General features: G+C 62.4%; 13 protein-coding genes and 2 tRNA genes. 6 read left to right on the top strand and 9 right to left on the bottom strand.

Annotated elements, in window-relative coordinates; all coding sequences use genetic code 11:
• Window positions 1–8: 8 nt before the first annotated feature.
• The 8 genes from Q4S45_RS15410 to Q4S45_RS15375 form a co-directional block, all read right to left on the bottom strand.
• The gene (locus Q4S45_RS15410; RefSeq protein ID WP_305505695.1) at window positions 9–842 is read right to left on the bottom strand and encodes a hypothetical protein; all 834 of its coding nucleotides are present in this window, start codon (window positions 840–842) and stop codon (window positions 9–11) included.
• A gap of 6 nt (window positions 843–848) precedes the next feature.
• Complete coding sequence (locus Q4S45_RS15405) at window positions 849–1937, bottom strand: ABC transporter permease (protein WP_305505693.1); 1089 nt, start codon at window positions 1935–1937, stop codon at window positions 849–851.
• Window positions 1938–1940: 3 nt separating this feature from the next.
• Window positions 1941–2882, bottom strand: coding sequence for an ABC transporter ATP-binding protein (locus tag Q4S45_RS15400; RefSeq protein WP_305505691.1), 942 nt, complete (start codon window positions 2880–2882; stop codon window positions 1941–1943).
• 740 nt (window positions 2883–3622) lie between these two features.
• Window positions 3623–3698, bottom strand: a tRNA-Lys gene (locus Q4S45_RS15395).
• Between the two features lie 138 nt (window positions 3699–3836).
• A tRNA-Lys gene (locus Q4S45_RS15390) sits at window positions 3837–3912 on the bottom strand.
• Between the two features lie 65 nt (window positions 3913–3977).
• On the bottom strand, window positions 3978–5618 hold the full coding sequence (locus Q4S45_RS15385) for a GspE/PulE family protein (protein WP_305512117.1): 1641 nt from the start codon (window positions 5616–5618) through the stop codon (window positions 3978–3980).
• Between the two features lie 192 nt (window positions 5619–5810).
• Complete coding sequence (locus Q4S45_RS15380; RefSeq protein ID WP_305505689.1) at window positions 5811–6593, bottom strand: methyltransferase domain-containing protein; 783 nt, start codon at window positions 6591–6593, stop codon at window positions 5811–5813.
• 75 nt (window positions 6594–6668) lie between these two features.
• Entirely contained in the window at window positions 6669–7193 is a 525-nt protein-coding gene (locus Q4S45_RS15375; RefSeq protein ID WP_305505687.1) for a glycine zipper 2TM domain-containing protein, read from the bottom strand.
• Between the two features lie 376 nt (window positions 7194–7569).
• On the opposite strand from Q4S45_RS15375, the gene Q4S45_RS15370 reads away from it, so the two are divergent.
• From Q4S45_RS15370 to Q4S45_RS15350, 5 genes are all read left to right on the top strand, one after another.
• Window positions 7570–7968 carry a barstar family protein gene (locus tag Q4S45_RS15370; RefSeq protein WP_305505685.1) on the top strand — a complete coding sequence of 133 codons (399 nt, stop codon included), beginning with the start codon at window positions 7570–7572 and terminating at the stop codon, window positions 7966–7968.
• A gap of 109 nt (window positions 7969–8077) precedes the next feature.
• Window positions 8078–8662 (top strand): phosphoribosylglycinamide formyltransferase, encoded by a 585-nt coding sequence (gene purN, locus Q4S45_RS15365; RefSeq protein ID WP_305505683.1) that lies wholly within the window; start codon window positions 8078–8080, stop codon window positions 8660–8662.
• A gap of 25 nt (window positions 8663–8687) precedes the next feature.
• Entirely contained in the window at window positions 8688–10010 is a 1323-nt protein-coding gene (locus Q4S45_RS15360) for an RsmB/NOP family class I SAM-dependent RNA methyltransferase (RefSeq protein ID WP_305505681.1), read from the top strand.
• An 18-nt stretch (window positions 10011–10028) separates the two neighbouring features.
• On the top strand, window positions 10029–11351 hold the full coding sequence (locus Q4S45_RS15355; RefSeq protein ID WP_305505679.1) for a mechanosensitive ion channel family protein: 1323 nt from the start codon (window positions 10029–10031) through the stop codon (window positions 11349–11351).
• Between the two features lie 122 nt (window positions 11352–11473).
• The gene (locus Q4S45_RS15350; RefSeq protein ID WP_305512116.1) at window positions 11474–12667 is read left to right on the top strand and encodes a fatty acid desaturase; all 1194 of its coding nucleotides are present in this window, start codon (window positions 11474–11476) and stop codon (window positions 12665–12667) included.
• Window positions 12668–12853: 186 nt separating this feature from the next.
• On the opposite strand, the gene Q4S45_RS15345 is transcribed toward Q4S45_RS15350, so the two are convergent.
• Complete coding sequence (locus Q4S45_RS15345) at window positions 12854–14554, bottom strand: DUF418 domain-containing protein (protein WP_305505677.1); 1701 nt, start codon at window positions 14552–14554, stop codon at window positions 12854–12856.
• A gap of 173 nt (window positions 14555–14727) precedes the next feature.
• Between Q4S45_RS15345 and Q4S45_RS15340 the strand changes: the two genes are divergently transcribed.
• Window positions 14728–17085, top strand: coding sequence for a penicillin acylase family protein (locus tag Q4S45_RS15340; protein ID WP_305505675.1), 2358 nt, complete (start codon window positions 14728–14730; stop codon window positions 17083–17085).
• Window position 17086 lies beyond the last annotated feature (1 nt).

Here is a 17086-nt window from a genome sequence, read left to right as displayed (position 1 = left end):
TCCTGCTGTCAGAGAGGAGCCACCGGCGACTTGCGGGCGCCGGCGGCGCGCACGCCGGCGCCACGCGCGGAAGCCTGTGGCGTGGCCACGAAGATCAGGTACTCGGCTTCACGGGGAGAAAAGCCGAACCGGTTGACGATGCACGGCAACTGCTCGCGCAACGGCTGCGGCGCCAGCTGCGAGAGATGGTCCCGGAGCAATTTCAGCACGGGTTCGAAACGCTGGCGCAGGGCCGGGTCGAGGCTGGCGAAGCCGTGCTGGAGTCGTCCGGCTGCATGCAGGTGCTGTTTTTTCTGCAGCAAGGCCGCCGCTTCCCGCGGATCGAAGCTGGGCCCGGGAACCTGGGGCAGGGATGAGACATCGGCACCGTCGCGCAGGCTGTCAGCCAGCAGGAGCGGAACGACACGCTTGATATCGACCAGCGTCTGAATTCCGGCTGCCAGGATGGCGGCGCTCAAGGCCGCCGCAAAGGACTGCGGCAGTCCTTCACCGGAATCGTCCTGCGGGTGCGGTTCCACGCGCACGCTGAGCACGTTGAACAGGCCTTCGCGGTCTGCCGGTTCGACAATCAGTGGAGTCTCATCCCAAGGATGGTCGAACAGGACGCGGTCCAGCGCTTTCTCGCACCAGGCGATCAGAGCGTGCTCGAAGGCTTTGCCGGCCGGGTCCGCGCAGATTTCGGCAAGCAGGGTCGGATGTCCGCCGCGCCAGGCGAAACGGTAATTCGTGAGCTCGGCGACCCCGGCGGCCTTCAGCCAGTCCGACAGCTGTTGCAGGCAAATCCTGGCCGGATGGCGCCGCTGTCCGCCGCACAGGGTCAGCTGGTAGGTTGTCGCAGGCATCGGACTCTACTCCTTGGCGGTGAAACGGAAGTTCAGTGCTGCCACATTGAATGCGAGGAGGGAAAAGCAGACGAGGTAGCCAAACGAGATCCAGTAAGGGAATCGGTTGGGAACCTCGAGCAGCAGCGACTTGAGTATGTCCGCGCTGTACGTCGTCGGCAGGCAAAGGGCGATTGCCTTGGTCAGGGAGAATTTGCTGGCTGAAAAGAACAGATCGCCCAGGAACATCATCAGGAGGTTGACGAGGGTGAAGACATGGACCCCGCTCGAATACCGGCCCAAGGTGCAGCCGATGGCGATGCCCATGGCGATAAAGGCGCTGGCGCAGATGAGGCCGGCGCAGGTCGCTTTCAGAGCCACGGCTAATCCCAGCCGGATATCCAGCAACAGCGTCGCTGCCGCAAGGAACACGCCAATGAGCAGAGTGGCCAGCAGGAGCTTGGTGAGCAACTCGGCGGCGAAATAAGTCCACATCGGCGTGGGTAGCATGCGATAGAGGCGCAATGTGCCGCTCGCGCGTTCCTGGAGAGTTTTGGAGCCGGTGGTGAACAGGCCCAGGTTCAGCAGCGACATCAGAATAATGCTCGGCAAGAAGAAGAGGGGACCACTGCCTTCATCCAGAATATGAATCTCGCCAATGTGCCGCGGCGTTGGCGCGCTCGCCGCCGGATTATTAAGGACATGCAAAACCAGATCGGAAAACGCACGGTCGAATTTACTGGCGTGGACAGAAAATTGCGCGGTGCCGGCCTTCATTTCCACGGCCAGCCTGGCCTTGCCGTCGTTGACACTGCGCTCGAGTTCCGCATCGGGCACACGCGTCAGCACGAACAGATCTTTGTCCAATGCCTGTTCCAGATGGGCGGCAGAAATGGCAGGGACGCTGGCGGCGACACTGATTTCGATACGCTGATTGGGTACGCTCAGATAATAGGAATAGCTGTACAGCACCAGAAACAACACTGGCACGGCCAGCGTCATGATGAGGGAAACGCCATTTCTCTGAAAATAGCTGAACGACAGGCGGATGTGGGCGAAAAACACGGCAAGATGATGGTTTTCTGCAAGGCCGCTACTGAAAAGAAAACGTTCCATTGCTTATCCCATTTTGGAAATGTGTTTCAGATAGGCCTGTTCGATTACTGTCTGGCGCACGGTCAGCCTGGCGTCGAATCCCAAATCCAGTTCGGCCTGGAAAATGTCCGCGATCAGTTCGGCGGCGATGATCTTGGGACAATCGAGGCAATGCTCTTCCGCGCCAGTCTGGAGCGTCAAAGCGGCGTCGGCCAGGCGCGGCCAGTTCGCAAGGAATGCGTCAGGCGCGGCGAATCGTATGGAGAGGCGGGCGCTGGTGTGTTCGCGCTCCTGGCCTGGCGTCATCTCGCCGCAGATCTTGCCGGCTTCGATGAAATAAACCCTGTCGCATAATTCCATTGCTTCGTTCATGTCATGGGTCGCGATAATCCCCGACATGCCGCCCTGGCGTTTAAGTTGCAGCACCGCGTCCCATACCGCGCGGCGGGAACGGATATCCAGAGACGAGGTGGGCTCGTCCATGATCAGCATGGAAGGCTTGCCGTAGAGCGCGCAGAACACCGATAAACGCTGGCGCTGCCCGACCGACAGATCGCCGATGCAACTCTCCTGCAAATGGTTCAGACCCATGACGGCCGCTATCTGGCGCCCGAATTCGCAATTCGGAAATACGCGGCTATAGAGATCCATGAGCTGACGGACGCTGGCGTGACCGGGCAGGGCGCTGCGCTGAAAAACGAAAGCAAGCTCGCCCCGCCGGCTGGGGGGCAATTTCCCGGGCGCGTGGCCGAGAACACTCACACTGCCGCTGGCAGGTTTTTGTATCCCTTCAAGCGCTTCCAGCAATGAGGTTTTTCCCGCTCCATTCGGACCGAGCAGGCCGATTATTTCCCCGCGATGAATATGCAAACTCACATCGTCTACTGCTAGGAACTCGTTATAGCGGATGCAAACCCGTTCGACGGTGACAACGGGAGGAGTTCCATCCAGCAGTTTAAGAGACATATGCCCTTCCGTTCTTTGAGATTCGAACTGCAATTGCCTTTGAACAGGTCAGAGAAATAGCTGCGCATAGCCATCCATTGCGCAGTTGCGCAGGATTGCTAAGATTGGTTCGGCACGTTTTTTAAGGACGACTCAACTACTCGATAATGAACTCTGCCGCTTTCGAACGAAGGCAACCATGCGGTTGCTGTCAGATTGCGGGAATGGGAAATCGCTAAGAGCGGCCTCGCCATTGAGCTGGCAGACATAGCCGTCCTGCAATGACCCGAGTATTGCACGCCGGAAGTTCGGCAGTTTGACCAATGATGACCCGGCGCACTTTCTTTCCGTGCGTGAAGAACGGCGCGAGGAAAGGGTTCGCACTGCGCCCATGAAGATGTTGTATTTCTAGCGCACAGGGACTACGCCGCGCAGCCGGGATGGTTGAGCTTCGTTTCTGTCCAAAGTGATCTAAAAGTTGAATCGTTTTCGTAAAGTACTGGATTTAGATCTGAGACCTTTCCCGCAAACGATTAACAATTCGGGTGGGAAGTCCGAGCGATATCCGCGGAGTAGGACATAAGAGTGCCAGGATAAGAATGCGCGCATCGATTAACTCCATTTTCAATTGACCTGGGCTGTCGATAGTTAATCGAATTCACCAAATGAAATTGTTTCGAACTTTAAGCGAACGCGGTGCCGAAATCGAATCGAGGATGAAAAAAACGCCAACCGGTGAGGGTTGGCGTTTCTTTGTATCTTGGTAGGCCGTGCGGGATTCGAACCTGCGACCAACGGATTAAAAGTCCGCTGCTCTACCAGCTGAGCTAACGACCCAAGGGAGGCGGTATTATAGCTGAGCGGGGCGGTAACGTCCATCTGCACTTGGCGCGAGGCAGAAATTACCGTTCGCCGATATGGTCTGGAAAAGCAAAAAGCCCACGAACGTCAATTCGTGGGCTTCGTACTTGTTCTTGGTAGGCCGTGCGGGATTCGAACCTGCGACCAACGGATTAAAAGTCCGCTGCTCTACCAGCTGAGCTAACGACCCAAGGGAGGCAGAATTATAGCCGAGGATTTTCGATTTCGCTAGGCCCAAAGTCCGAAATGCGCAAATTACGTCAGCGCGGCCGTGACCTTCAGCACTTCTTCGGCCGTCGTCACGCCTTCGGCCACCTTCATGGCGCCGGCGATGCGCAGCGGCTTCATGCCGTCGGCGACTCCTTGCTGGCGCAGCGCCTGCAGGTCGGTTTCTTCGTCGATCAGCCTGGTGAAGCTCTCCGTCACCGTCACCAGCTCGTAGATGCCGGTGCGCCCGCGGTAGCCGGTCTGGCGGCACTCGGGGCAGCCAACCGCACGGTAGATGGTGGCCGGCTTCGGTATGTTCCATGCGCCGCCGATGCTGTGCCACACGTCGTCGTTGATCTCGCCATCGGGCGCCTTGCAATGCACGCACAGGGTGCGCACCAGGCGCTGCGCGAGGATGCCGATCAGCGTCGCCTCCAACAGGTAGTACGGCACGCCCAGTTCCAGCAGCCGCATCACGGCCGACGGCGCGTCGTTGGTGTGCAGCGTCGACAGCACCAGGTGGCCGGTCAGCGCCGCCTGGATCGCCATTTCGGCGGTGCCCAGGTCGCGGATCTCGCCGACCATGATGATGTCCGGGTCCTGCCGCATCAGCGCCTTGACGCCGTCGGCGAACGACAGGTCGATCCCGGGCTGTACCTGCATCTGGTTGAACGAGGCCTCGACCATCTCGATCGGGTCTTCCACCGTGCAGACGTTCACTTCGCTGGTCGCCAGCGCCTTGAGCGTGGTGTACAGCGTGGTGGTCTTGCCGGAACCGGTCGGCCCGGTTACCAGGATGATGCCGTGCGGCCGCGCGGTCAGTGCGTCCCAGCGCTGCGCGTCGTCGATCGGGAAGCCCAGCTCGGGCAGCGTCTTGACCACGACCTCCGGATCGAAGATGCGCATCACCAGCTTTTCGCCGAAGGCGGTGGGCATGGTCGACAGGCGCAGCTCGACTTCCTGGCCGCCCACCGTGCGCGTCTTGATGCGGCCGTCCTGCGGGCGCCGCTTTTCGATCACGTCCATCCGGCCCAGCAGCTTGATGCGCGCGGTCATGGCGACCATCACGATCGCCGGCACCTGGTAGACCTGGTGCAGCACGCCGTCGATGCGAAAGCGGATCGTGGCGACATCGCGCTTGGGTTCCAGGTGAATGTCCGAGGCGCGCTGCTCGAAGGCGTACTGCCAAAGCCAGTCGACGATGTTGACGATGTGCTGGTCGTTGGCGTCGAGCTGCTTGTTGGACTTGCCCAGTTCGACCAGCTGCTCGAAGTTGTTGCGCAGCGCGAGATCCTGGCCGGTGGACTTGTTGGCGCCCTTGATCGACTTGGCCAGCGCGAAGAACTGCGCGATGTATTGGGCGATGTCGAGCGGATTGGCGATCACCAGCTGGATCTTGCGGCGCGAGATCTTGGCGATCTCCGCTTCCCATTCGAGCGCGAACGGATCGGCGGTGGCCACCAGCAGCGTGGTCGCCGTCAGTTCGAGCGGCAGGATGTTGAAGCGCGCCGCGTAGCTGGCCGACATGACGTCGGCGACCTGGGTGAAGTCGACCTTGAGCGGGTCGATGCGCATGAACTTCAGGCCGACCTTCGGCGCGATCCATTCGCACAGGGCGTCGAGCGTCATCACGCGCTGCGTCTGCGCCGACACCAGCTTGCACTGCGCGACCGCGACCAGGGCAGGCATGGCGCCGCCGGCGTTCTTCAGGATGCCCTGCGCCTCGGCGAAGTGGGCCTTGACGCCGGCCTTTTCGACGATGCCGTCGGCCAGCAGCCAGGAGAACAGGGTGTGCAAATCGAGCGACGTGGGACGCGCCGCCCTGGTGCTGCTTGCTGCCGTTGCATGTGCATTCAAAGCCAGTCTCCGTCGCAAGCTAGATTATCGTGCCGCCGCGATGCCCTTGAGCCATGCCTTGGCGGGAAGTTTGGTTTCGGCCACGATCGCTTTCGCCCGTTCGGCGAGGGTGGCGTCGTCGACGTCCGGCTTGTCCCTGAAGCACAGCGCGACCACGTTGCCGTCGTGGACCTCCGGCAGGCAGATCACGTGGCCGAAGGCGAATTTCATCGCCTTGATGTTCTTCGCGAAGCTCGGGTGGTCGCCGAACAGGTTGACCGTCATGATGCCGCCCGGCGCCAGGCACGCGCAGCAGGACTGGTAGAACTCGGGCGTGTCGAGCACCGGGCCCTTGGCCGTGGCGTCGTACAGGTCGCACTGCAGCACGTCGAAGGCGCCTTCGTTGGCCGGGTCGTCGACGAAATCGAGCGCGTCCATTTGCAGCACGTTCAGGCGCGCGTCGTTGGGCGGCAGCTTGAACATCGATTCGCAGATGGCGATCACCGATTCATTCAGCTCGACCGCGGTGACCGTCGCTTCGGGGAAGGTGCGGTAGCAGAACTTGGTCAGCGCGCCGGTGCCAAGGCCCAGCTGGGCGATCGCGCGCGGCTGCTCGATGTACAGCATCCAGGCCATCATCTGCTGGGCGTATTCGAGTTCGGGCCAGTCGGGCTTGCGGATGCGCATGGCGCCTTGCACCCATTCGGTGCCGAAGTGCAGGTAGCGCACGCCGTCCTGCTCGGACAGGGTGACGGGGGCGAATTTTGCCTTGCGCGCGGGACGGCGCGAGGATTCGACTTGTTCGATGGATTTTCTTCTGATAAGCATAGGGCGACCTGATTCGATCGCCCTATTATCGTTGGAGGGGTTCCCGTAGCGCAAGCAGAACCCTCGGTATTGCGATTACTGCATCTGATCCGGCTCGACCGACACGCGCAGGCGCACGCGCTGGCCCGGGTCGCGCGACATCACGCTGGTGTAGTTGCGGCCGCGGTAATCGTAGGTGACGTCGTAGCCGACGGTGCGCGACTCGTAGGCTTCGACGGTGCGGCACTGGCGCACGGCTTGTTCCTGCGCGTAGGGCTGCGGGACCGGACGGCCGTCGTTGTCGACGCGGTCGCCGATCACGGCGCCGGCGATGGCGCCGGCGGCGGTCGCCGCGGCGCGGCCGGAGCCGCCGCCGACCTGGTTACCGACCAGCGCACCGGCGATGCCGCCGATGATCGAGCCGCCGGCGCTGCGCTGCTGCTGCGGCTGGACCTGCGCCTGCACGTACTCGGTGCGGCATTCCTGGCGCGGCTGGCGGATCTGCTCGACGCGCGGCTGCACGCGCACGACGCGGCCGTAGTCTTCGAATTCGACGGCGTGCACCAGCGGCAGGGCGGTCAGGCCCAGGACGGTCATCATCAACTTTGCTTGCATGTTCATCTGGGAGCCTCGTTAGGATTTCTGCGTTGAATTAGGTTGGCCACTTTGGCCATGTTCGTATACTACTCCGCGCCGCGCGCCAAATTGATCCACATGGCAACAATTTGTAACAGGGCGACATCGGCGCCGCATCCGGCGCGAAAACCGTGAAACCGCATCTTTTATCGTAAAACCTTCTGTTTTTTTACAAATATTTCGTCTGCGATCACATTCGGGTTGATTCAGTTACCACAAAACGTTACCCTTACAGAAAATTATCGGGCGTATTGGCGCTAAGCAACGACATCAGGAGAACGGCGTTCATCGATGAACGCGATGCCCAGCAAGAAACTGAACAGAAAAACCACCGGTAGCTACAGGTCGATTTGAGGGAAAAATGAGTTTGTTGATAACAGTGCCGCCTAACCTTGTGCAGTCCATTCGCGCGTTCCGTGTCGTGGAATTGCAGGAGGAAGCCGTTCGCCTTGGGCAGCATTTTCTGTACGCCCACTGCGCCGACGCGCTGACCAAGCAGCAGGTGTGCGCCCGGATCGGCGAGAACTTTCATTTTCCCAAGCCTTGCAGCAAGAATTTCGATGCGCTCAAGGAATGCCTGACCAACACCATCCAGGCCGCCGGCGCGCAGCCTGGCTTCATCGTGGTGCTCGAACAGTTGCCCAATACCCAGAAGTTCGACAAGGAAGCGCGCGAGACCCTGCTCGACGTCTTTCGCGACGCGGCCGATTACTGGGCCGAGAAGAAAGTCCCGTTCCGCGTCTTTTATTCGTTTGAGTAGGCGCTGGCGTCAAAAGCGGGGACTAGGCGTCCCCGTCGCTCCGCCGACCTGACCCCAGCATCCCCCCGCAATCGCATGTTGCAGTGCAACATGACGTATAATGCGCGCTATGAAAAATATCGTGATTCTGATTTCCGGCGGCGGCAGCAACATGGCGGCGATTGTGCGTGCAGCGCAATCGGAGCAGTGGCCGGCCCGGATCGCAGCGGTCATCAGCAATAAAGCCGACGCCGGCGGCCTGGCGTTTGCCGAAGCGAACGGCATCCCGACAGCCGTCGTTCCCAGCAAGGAATTCGCGTCGCGCGAAGAATTCGACGCCACGCTGCGCTCGGTCATCGACATGTACGAACCTGACCTGGTGGTGCTCGCCGGCTTCATGCGCATCCTCACCGCGCCTTTCGTCGAACATTACGCCGGCCGCATGCTGAACATTCACCCGTCGCTGCTGCCGCATTTTCCCGGTCTGCACACCCACCGCCAGGCGCTCGAAGCCGGCCACGACCGGCACGGCGCCACCGTCCACATCGTAACCGCCGAGCTGGACCATGGCCCGGTGCTGGGGCAGGCGGAAGTCGACGTCCTGCCGGGCGACACCGAAGACACGCTGGCCGCCCGTGTGCTGCAGCAGGAACATATTCTGTATCCTCGCGTCATCCGCAGCTTTATCGAACACGGCGCCCCGGCGCAGCAATAAAACACGTAGTTAACCAAGGAATATCATGAGATTGCCTCCAGCGATCCTCGGCAATACTGAAGAAGTATTGCGCGAGATCTTACGTTTTTCGGCGCCTGCCGACACCACTTTGTCGCGCTACTTCAAGGACCACCCGCGCCTTGGCCCCCGCGAGCGCGGCGCCGTCGCTGAAGGCATCTACGCGATCCTGCGCAACAAATCGTTCTTCACCGACTTCGCCGAAGCGGGCCAGCAGCCGACCATGCGCCGCCTGACCATCCTCGGCCTGGCCGAGGCAATGGGCGCCGAGTCGCTCGCCGGCCTGACCGAAGAGGAGACCGAGTTCCTCGAGCGCATCAAGCAAATCGACCGCAACCTGATGCCGGCGCAAATGCGCTCGAACCTGCCGAAGTGGCTGTTCGACAAATTCGTCGCCCAGTACGGCGAAGCCGAAACGTTGGCCCTGGCCGACGCGCTGAACAAGCCGGCGCCGCTGGACCTGCGCGTGAACACGATCAAAGCGAACCGCGACGACGTCGTCGCCAAGCTGGCCGAAGCGCCGATCCTGGCCGAGCCGATGCCGTACGCGCCGCAGGGCCTGCGCGTGATCAAGAAGCCGTCGCTGCAGAACTTGCCGCTGTTTAAGGATGGCGCGATCGAAGTGCAGGACGAGGGCAGCCAGATCCTGTCGCAAATCGTCGGCGCCAAGCGCGGTGAGATGGTGGTCGATTTCTGCGCCGGCGCCGGCGGCAAGACGCTCGCACTCGGCGCGCTGATGCGCAACACCGGCCGCCTGTACGCCTTCGATATTTCCGAGAAGCGCCTCGCCAAGCTGAAGCCGCGCATGGCGCGCAGCGGCCTGTCGAACGTGCATCCGGTGCAGATCGCCCACGAGCGCGACGCCAAGGTCAAGCGCCTGGCCGGCAAGATCGACCGCGTGCTGGTGGACGCGCCGTGCTCGGGCCTGGGCACCCTGCGCCGCAATCCCGACGTCAAGTGGCGCCAGAAGGTCGAAGCCGTCGCTGAAATGCAGGAAAAGCAGGCAGCCATCCTGGACAGCGCCGCGCGCCTGCTCAAGGGCGGCGGCCGCCTGGTGTACGCCACCTGCAGCCTGCTGGATGAAGAGAACGACTTCATCGTCGAGCAGTTCCTGGCGGCGCACCCGGAATTCGACCTGGTCCCGATGAACAAGGTGCTGGCCGAGCAGAAGATCGACCTGGAAATGGGCGACTACCTGAAACTGCTGCCGCACAAGCACCAGACCGACGGCTTCTTCGCCGCCGTGCTCGAGCGCAAGGCGCTGCCGCCGCGTCCTCCGAAGGCCAAGCCGGCCGACGACGACGCCGAAGTTCCCGCAGAAGAAGAGTAATCCCACCGACGAGCGCCCATGCACCTGCCCAAACTGCTGTCCGACCTGTTTGACGACCTTCGCGAGCCAGGCATTCTGTGGCAGGCAGGCGCCATTGTCCTGAGTGTGGCGATCGGCTGGTGGCTGGCGCGCTTCATCCGCGACCGCTACCTGCAGCGGGCCGAAGGCGCCGGCGCGGTGCGCCGCATCGGCGTCGAAAGCTTCGCGCGCGTGCTCGGGCCGCTGCTGATCCTGGGCTTGCTGGCGCTGTCGCGCCATGTGCTGGGGCTGTACCAGCACGTCAACCTGCTGAAGGTTGCGCTGCCGCTGTTTTCCTCGTTTGCCCTGATCCGCGTGGCGTTTTACCTGCTGCGGCGCGTGTTCGCGCGCCACGGGCAGCTGGGCGCCGCCTTCCAGACCTTCGAAAAAATCTTCGCGCTGCTGGTCTGGGCGGCCGTGGCGCTGTACATCACCGGGCTGTGGCCCGACATCTACCGTTACCTCGACAACAACCAGTTGCCGATCGGCCGCCACAAGGTGTCGCTGATCGATATCCTGCAGGCGTGCGCATCGGTGGTGGTGCTGCTGATGCTGGCGCTGTGGGCCGGCGCCGCGCTGGAAGAGCGCCTGATGGGCGTGCAGGGCATCCATTCCTCGCTGCGCGTGGTGATGGCGCGCCTGTCCCGCGCGGTGCTGATCGTCGTCGCGGTGCTGGTCAGCCTCTCCATGGTCGGCATCGACCTGACCGTACTGTCGGTATTCGGGGGCGCGCTGGGCGTCGGCCTCGGCCTCGGCTTGCAGAAGATCGCCAGCAACTACGTGTCGGGCTTCGTGATCCTGCTCGAGCGCAGCCTGTCGATCGGCGACATGATCACCGTCGACAAGTACAGCGGCAAGGTCAGCCACATCAACACGCGCTACACCGTGCTGCAGGGACTCGACGGCGTCGATACGGTGCTGCCGAACGAGATGCTGATCTCGTCGGTAGTGCAGAACCAGTCGCTGTCGAGCCATTCGGTGCGCGTGGCGACCACCCTAACCGTGGCCTACGGCAGCGACCTCGATGTGGTCATTCCCTTGCTCGAATCGCTGCCGGCCGGCGTGGCGCGCGTGCTCGACATCCCGAAGCCCGGCGTGTCGCTCAACAAGTTCGGCGCCGACGGCTTCGAGCTCGAACTTGGCTTTTGGATCACCGATCCGGAAAGCGGTCGCGGTGGCGTGTTATCAGACGTGAACAAGAAGATCTACGCGCTGGTGCAGGCCGGCGATATCAAGCTGGCACTGCCTGGCGCCGATCCGCGCATATTCGATGCACAGATGGCATTGGCGCGCGAAAAAATCTCTCAAACTCTCACGAATTGACCCTCGTAAAGTGTGCTGCGGCACAGGGAAGCGCGTAAAATGTGTGGTTGGCCGATCGCTTCGCAGAAGGCGGCGGCAAGACAAAACACCACATTGGAGAGGTAATGAATTTGTTCAGTAGCATGTTGCAAGCGGTGCTTGGATTTCTCGACGGCGGTATCGTCGGCCTGTCCGCGTGGCAGGTGGTTTTCTACACCCTCGCGGTAACGCACATCACGATCGCCAGCGTTACAATCTATCTGCACCGCCACCAGGCGCACCGCGCGCTGGAGCTGCACGCCATCCCAAGTCACTTCTTCCGTTTCTGGCTGTGGCTGACGACCGGCCAGGTCACCAAGGAGTGGGCTGCGATTCACCGCAAACACCATGCCAAGTGCGATACCGAAGAGGATCCGCACAGCCCCGTCACGCGCGGCATCAAGAAGGTGTTTTTCGAAGGCGCCGAACTGTATCGCGCCGAGTCCAAGAATAAAGAGACCATGGAGAAGTACGGCCATGGCACGCCGACCGACTGGATCGAGCGCAACCTCTACACCCGCTTCTCCTGGCAGGGCGTGGTGCTGCAGCTGTTCATCAACGTCGCCCTGTTCGGCGTGATCGGCGTGACCATCTGGGCCGTCCAGATGATGTGGATTCCCGTGATGGCCGCCGGCGTGATCAACGGCATCGGCCACTGGTGGGGCTATCGCAACTACGATTGCGCCGACGCCGCGACCAACATCATCCCGTTCGGCATCCTGATCGGCGGCGAAGAGCTGCACAACAACCACCATACGTTCGCGACCTCGGCCAAGCTGTCGTCCAAGTGGTACGAGTTCGACATCGGCTGGCTGTACATCCGCATCCTCGAGACGCTGGGTCTGGCCAAGGTGCGCAAGGTGGCGCCGGAGCCGAAGTTCGAGCACGGCAAGCTGGTAGCCGACTTCGACACGCTGCAGTCGGTGATCGCCAACCGTTACGACGTGATGGCCAAGTACGCCAAGTCGTTCAAGCACGCCTGGCATGAAGAAGTGCTGCACCTGCGCGCCAAGCCGGAGCTGGAGTTGCGCTTCCTGAAGTCGTCGCGCAAGCTGTTGCAGCGCGAGCCGGCCAAGCTGGAAGCGCCGCAGAAGCAGCAACTGGTGCAGCTGTTTGAGCACAGCAAGGCGCTCGAGACGATGCACCACATGCGCGTCGAACTGGGCGCGATCTGGGAGCGTTCGCACTTCACGCGCGACCAGCTGCTGCATCAGCTGCAAGACTGGTGCGCGCGCGCCGAAGCGTCGGGCATCAAGTCGCTGCAGGAGTTCTCGCTGCGCCTGCGTAGCTACGCGTAACCCCTTCGTTGCAAATAGAAAAAGGCTCCTTCGCGGAGCCTTTTTTGCATCTGAAGATATGCCTGAGCCGCGACCCAAGGTCTTGGACTGTCGTACCCGCGCAGGCGGGTACCCATACTGATCACGCCGACGAGGTGAACCATGCTCAGTATGGGTACCTGCCTCCGCAGGTACGACAGTTCAACTTTAGTGGCTCGGCTGCGCCTGCATGCCGCCGGCAACCGGTTCGATCCGCATTGCCGGAATCTTCATATAGGTGATCGCGCGCCACAGCCATTCGGCAGGACCGTAGCGGAAGCGCGCCAGCCACCAGTGGCTGAACACGATCTGCACGCCGCACAGCGCCGCAGCAAACACCAGCTGCCATGCGCGTCCCATCCCGTACCACGCCAGGCCATGGCCCATGAAGAACAGCGACATCACCAGCGACTGCGTCAGGTAGTTGGTCAGCGCCATGCGGCCGAACGGCGCAAGCACCTTCACATTCGAGAAGATCGAACGGCTGTTGAGCATCAGCACGATCATGCCGACATAGCCGAGGCAGGCCGGCAGGTTGCCCAGCATGAGCAGGCCGCGGGCCAGCATGAAACCGTCATGCTGCGCGCCCGGCACATGGCTGGTGGCGATCAGGCTGCCGGCCACGCCAATGCCGATCCCGATCGGCAGGCAGATAAACGCGAACCGGCGGAACAGGGGCAGGTGGGCGGCCGTATTTTCCATCACGCCCGAACGGATGAACCACGTGCCCAGCAAGAACATGCCGATCAGCACGCTGGCGAAACCGGACTCCATCGGCGCATGTTCGGCGAACTGTTTCGCGCGCAGCCTGACCAGCTCGGAGTAGCTGCCACTGCTCATGACCTTGATTTCGGTGGCCACTTCAGCTGCGTTCTCCTTCAGCTGCTTCTGGCGCTCCGCGTCGGCTTTCGCCTTTATCTCGGCCTTGGTCGGCACGGCCTTGGCGTCGGCTTTTTTCGGCTCGGCCTTGGCAACTGCCGGCGCGGTAGCCACTGCGGCAGCCGGCGCTTCCGGCGGAGTGAAGTAGTCCACGGCGCCGCCGATGGTCATCATCGTAAACGACAGCAGGTAGATCGCCGTGCCGGCGCGCCATGGCCGCGCTTCGATCGGATTGCGGTACTTTTGCGCGAGGAAGGCGAGGATCAGGAACAGCACCGTGGCTGCGGTGATCGGGCCGCGCGGCTCGGTCGGTACGCCGGGAGCCAGCCAGAACACGGCTGCGGCCAGCGCGCCGATCAGTGCGACGACACCCAGGATGACGGCCATCGGCGACAGGCCGGTGGCTTCTTGCCCGGAGCGCATGTAGATGGCGACGAGGCCGGAAAACGCCAGCACGCCGGCGGCCGAGCCGGCGCCAGGTCCCCAGCCGGGAAGGAAGGCCAGGCCGAAGGCGACCGCAATGGCCGCCAGCAGCCATTTCCAGTTCGCATACAGCACGACCAGCAAATACACCGCCGCGACCGCGTAGCTGAACAGGATGTCGCCGGCGAACAGGAAGATATGATGCGCGGCACCGAACGCGGCCAGCGCGGCGATGCGCCGGATGTAGGGCTTGAGGAAGCCGCGGCCGGCGCGCTCGGCCCGGGTCAGCATCACGGCGAAGCCCATGCCGAACAACAGCGAGAAGATGGTCCAGAATTTGCCGGCCACGAAGTAGGCGACAAAGTAGGAAGCCAGCCAGTCGATACCGGTCAGCCCGACCGGCATCCCGTTGCTGAGCGTTGCGTGGGCGCGATTAAAGAACTCGATGTTCATCACGCAGATCCCGAGCAGGGCGAAGCCACGCACTGCATCGAGCGCCGTGATGCGCTGGGCGGCCTGCACCGGGGCCAGTTCCGTCTTTTCAGGTGATTCCGTCAGGGTATTCATGTTTTTATAATTCCCATTAATTAAAGTTATGGCCTTACCATCTTAGTGGCCTGTCGGGCAAAAAGCCAAAAAATGCGACGAAACGCCAAATAAGCGTCACCAAACGCGGTCAACAAGGCGGTTCGCGTGGACAAGGAATGTGTTTATACTTCCGCAACCATAACTTGTCGAGAATGCCGATGAAGCGCCTGCTGCCGTCCTTGCTGTCGATCCTTCTTGCCGGCGCCGCCGTGGCGGCCCCGGAACAGACCATCAAAGTGGCCGGCCTCGACAAAGGCGCGGAAATCCTGGTCGATAAATGGGGCGTGCCGCACATCTATGCGCAAAGCCAGGACGACGCCTTTTTCGCGCAGGGTTTCAACGCGGCGCGCGCCCGGCTGTTCCAGATCGACCTATGGCGCCGCCGCGGCCTGGGCGAACTGTCGTCCGTGTTCGGCCCTTCTTATATAGAGCAGGACAAGGCGACCCGGTTGTTCCTGTACCGCGGCGACATGCGGAAGGAGTGGGCTTCGTACGGCAAGGACGCGCAGCGCATCAGCGAGCGCTTCGTCGCCGGCATCAACGCCTATGTGGACTACACGGCGCAGAACCCCGCGGCGCTGCCGTTCGAATTTCGCCAGTTGGGCTATGCGCCGGCCAAATGGAAGGCCGAGGACGTGGTCCGCATCCGCAGCCACGGCCTGACCCGCAACCTGACGCTCGAGGTGGCGCGCGCCGCAGTCGCCTGCAAGGCCGGGCTGGCGGCCGACCAGGTGCGCAGCACCTTGCAGCCGGCGTGGCAAACCGAGGTGCCCGCCGGTCTCGATCCCTGCCTGCCGGCCGGCCTGCTCGACGTGTTCAAGCTGGCCACCGACAACGTCATCTTCGGCAAGAGCCCGACCATCGCCGCGCTCGATCCCGAGCAGCGCATGGAGGGCAGCAATAACTGGGTGGTGGCGCCGTCGAAATCGGCGACCGGCCGGCCGATCATGGCGAACGATCCGCACCGCGCCTACTCGGCGCCGTCGCTGCGCTACATCGCCCACCTGAACGCGCCCGGCATGAACGTGATCGGCGCCGGCGAGCCCGCGCTGCCTGGCATCTCGATCGGCCACAACGGCACGATCGCCTTCGGCCTGACGATTTTCAGCATCGACCAGGAAGACCTGTACGTGTACGAGACGAACCCGGCCAACCCGATGCAGTACAAATACCGCGGCCAGTGGGAGAACTTCAAGGTGCTGAAGGAAAGCATCCCGGTCAAGGGCGGCATGGCGGCGACGGCCGAGATGATGTTCTCGCGGCACGGCCCGGTGATCTTCACCGAGGCGGCCAAGCATCGCGCGTTCGCGGTGCGCTCGGGCTGGCTGGAGGCGGGCATGGCGCCTTACTTCGGCAGCATCGATTACATGCAGGCGAAAAATTTCGAGCAGTTCAGGAAGGCCATGCTGAATTGGGGCGCGCCGACGGAGAACCAGGTCTATGCCGATACCAGCGGCAACATCGGCTGGGTGGCCGGCGGCCTGACGCCGATCCGGCCGAACTGGGACGGCCTGCTGCCGGTGCCGGGCGACGGGCGCTACGAGTGGAACGGCTTCCTGACGGGCGACAAGCTGCCGTCGAGCTTCAATCCGAAGAAGGGCTGGTTTGCTTCGGCCAATGAAATGAACCTGCCCGATGGCTATCCGGTGGCGCAGTACAAGCTGGGCTTCGAGTGGCCGAACAATGCGCGCCGCGCGCGCATCGGCGAAGTGCTCGATGGCAAAGCGAAAGTGTCGATCGACGACTCGATGCGCCTGCAGAACGACCTGGTGTCGATCCCGGCGCGGCGCATGCTGGCCTTGCTGGCGCCGTTGAAGACGAACGAGCCGAAGGCGCGCGCCGCGCTGGCGCTGCTGCGCGGCTGGGACGCGGTGGAATCGAGCCAGTCGCCGCAGGCCGCCCTGTTCGAAGTGTGGTGGTCGCGCCACCTGAACCAGGCGTATGTCAGCGCGGTGGCCGATCCGAAAGCGGCGCCGCTGATCAAGACCGCCGACATCACGGCAATGATGAACGCGCTCGAGCGTCCGGCGGCGCGTTTCGGCCGCCGCGCCAAGACCAGGCGCGACGAATTGCTGCTGTCCAGCCTGGGCGCCGCGTACGCCGAGCTGGAGCGGGAGGGCGGGCCGGATCCGAAGGCGTGGCAATGGGGGCGGCTGCACTACAGCTATTACGCGCACCCGATGAGTACGCTGACCGATTCCTTGCGCACCAAGCTGAACGTGGGTCCGTTCCCGGCGCAGGGCGGGGCGAACACGGTAAACCAGTCGAGCTACCGGACGAGCGATTTCCTGAAGATCAACGGGCCCTCGTTCCGAGTGGTGGTCGATGTGGGCAACTGGGACAATTCGCGCGCGATGAACACGCCGGGGCAGTCGGGCGACCCGGACAATCCGCACTACCGCGACCTGGCGGCAAGCTGGGGCAAGGGCGATTACTTCCCGCTGCTGTATTCGCGCAAGCTGATCGAGGCTGCAACCGAATCGACGATCCGGTTGCAGCCTGCGCGCTAGG

This window comes from Massilia sp. R2A-15, from assembly GCF_030704305.1.
Classification (GTDB): Bacteria; Pseudomonadota; Gammaproteobacteria; order Burkholderiales; family Burkholderiaceae_D; genus JAFCUW01.
This window is presented reverse-complemented; position numbering and strand designations above follow the sequence as displayed.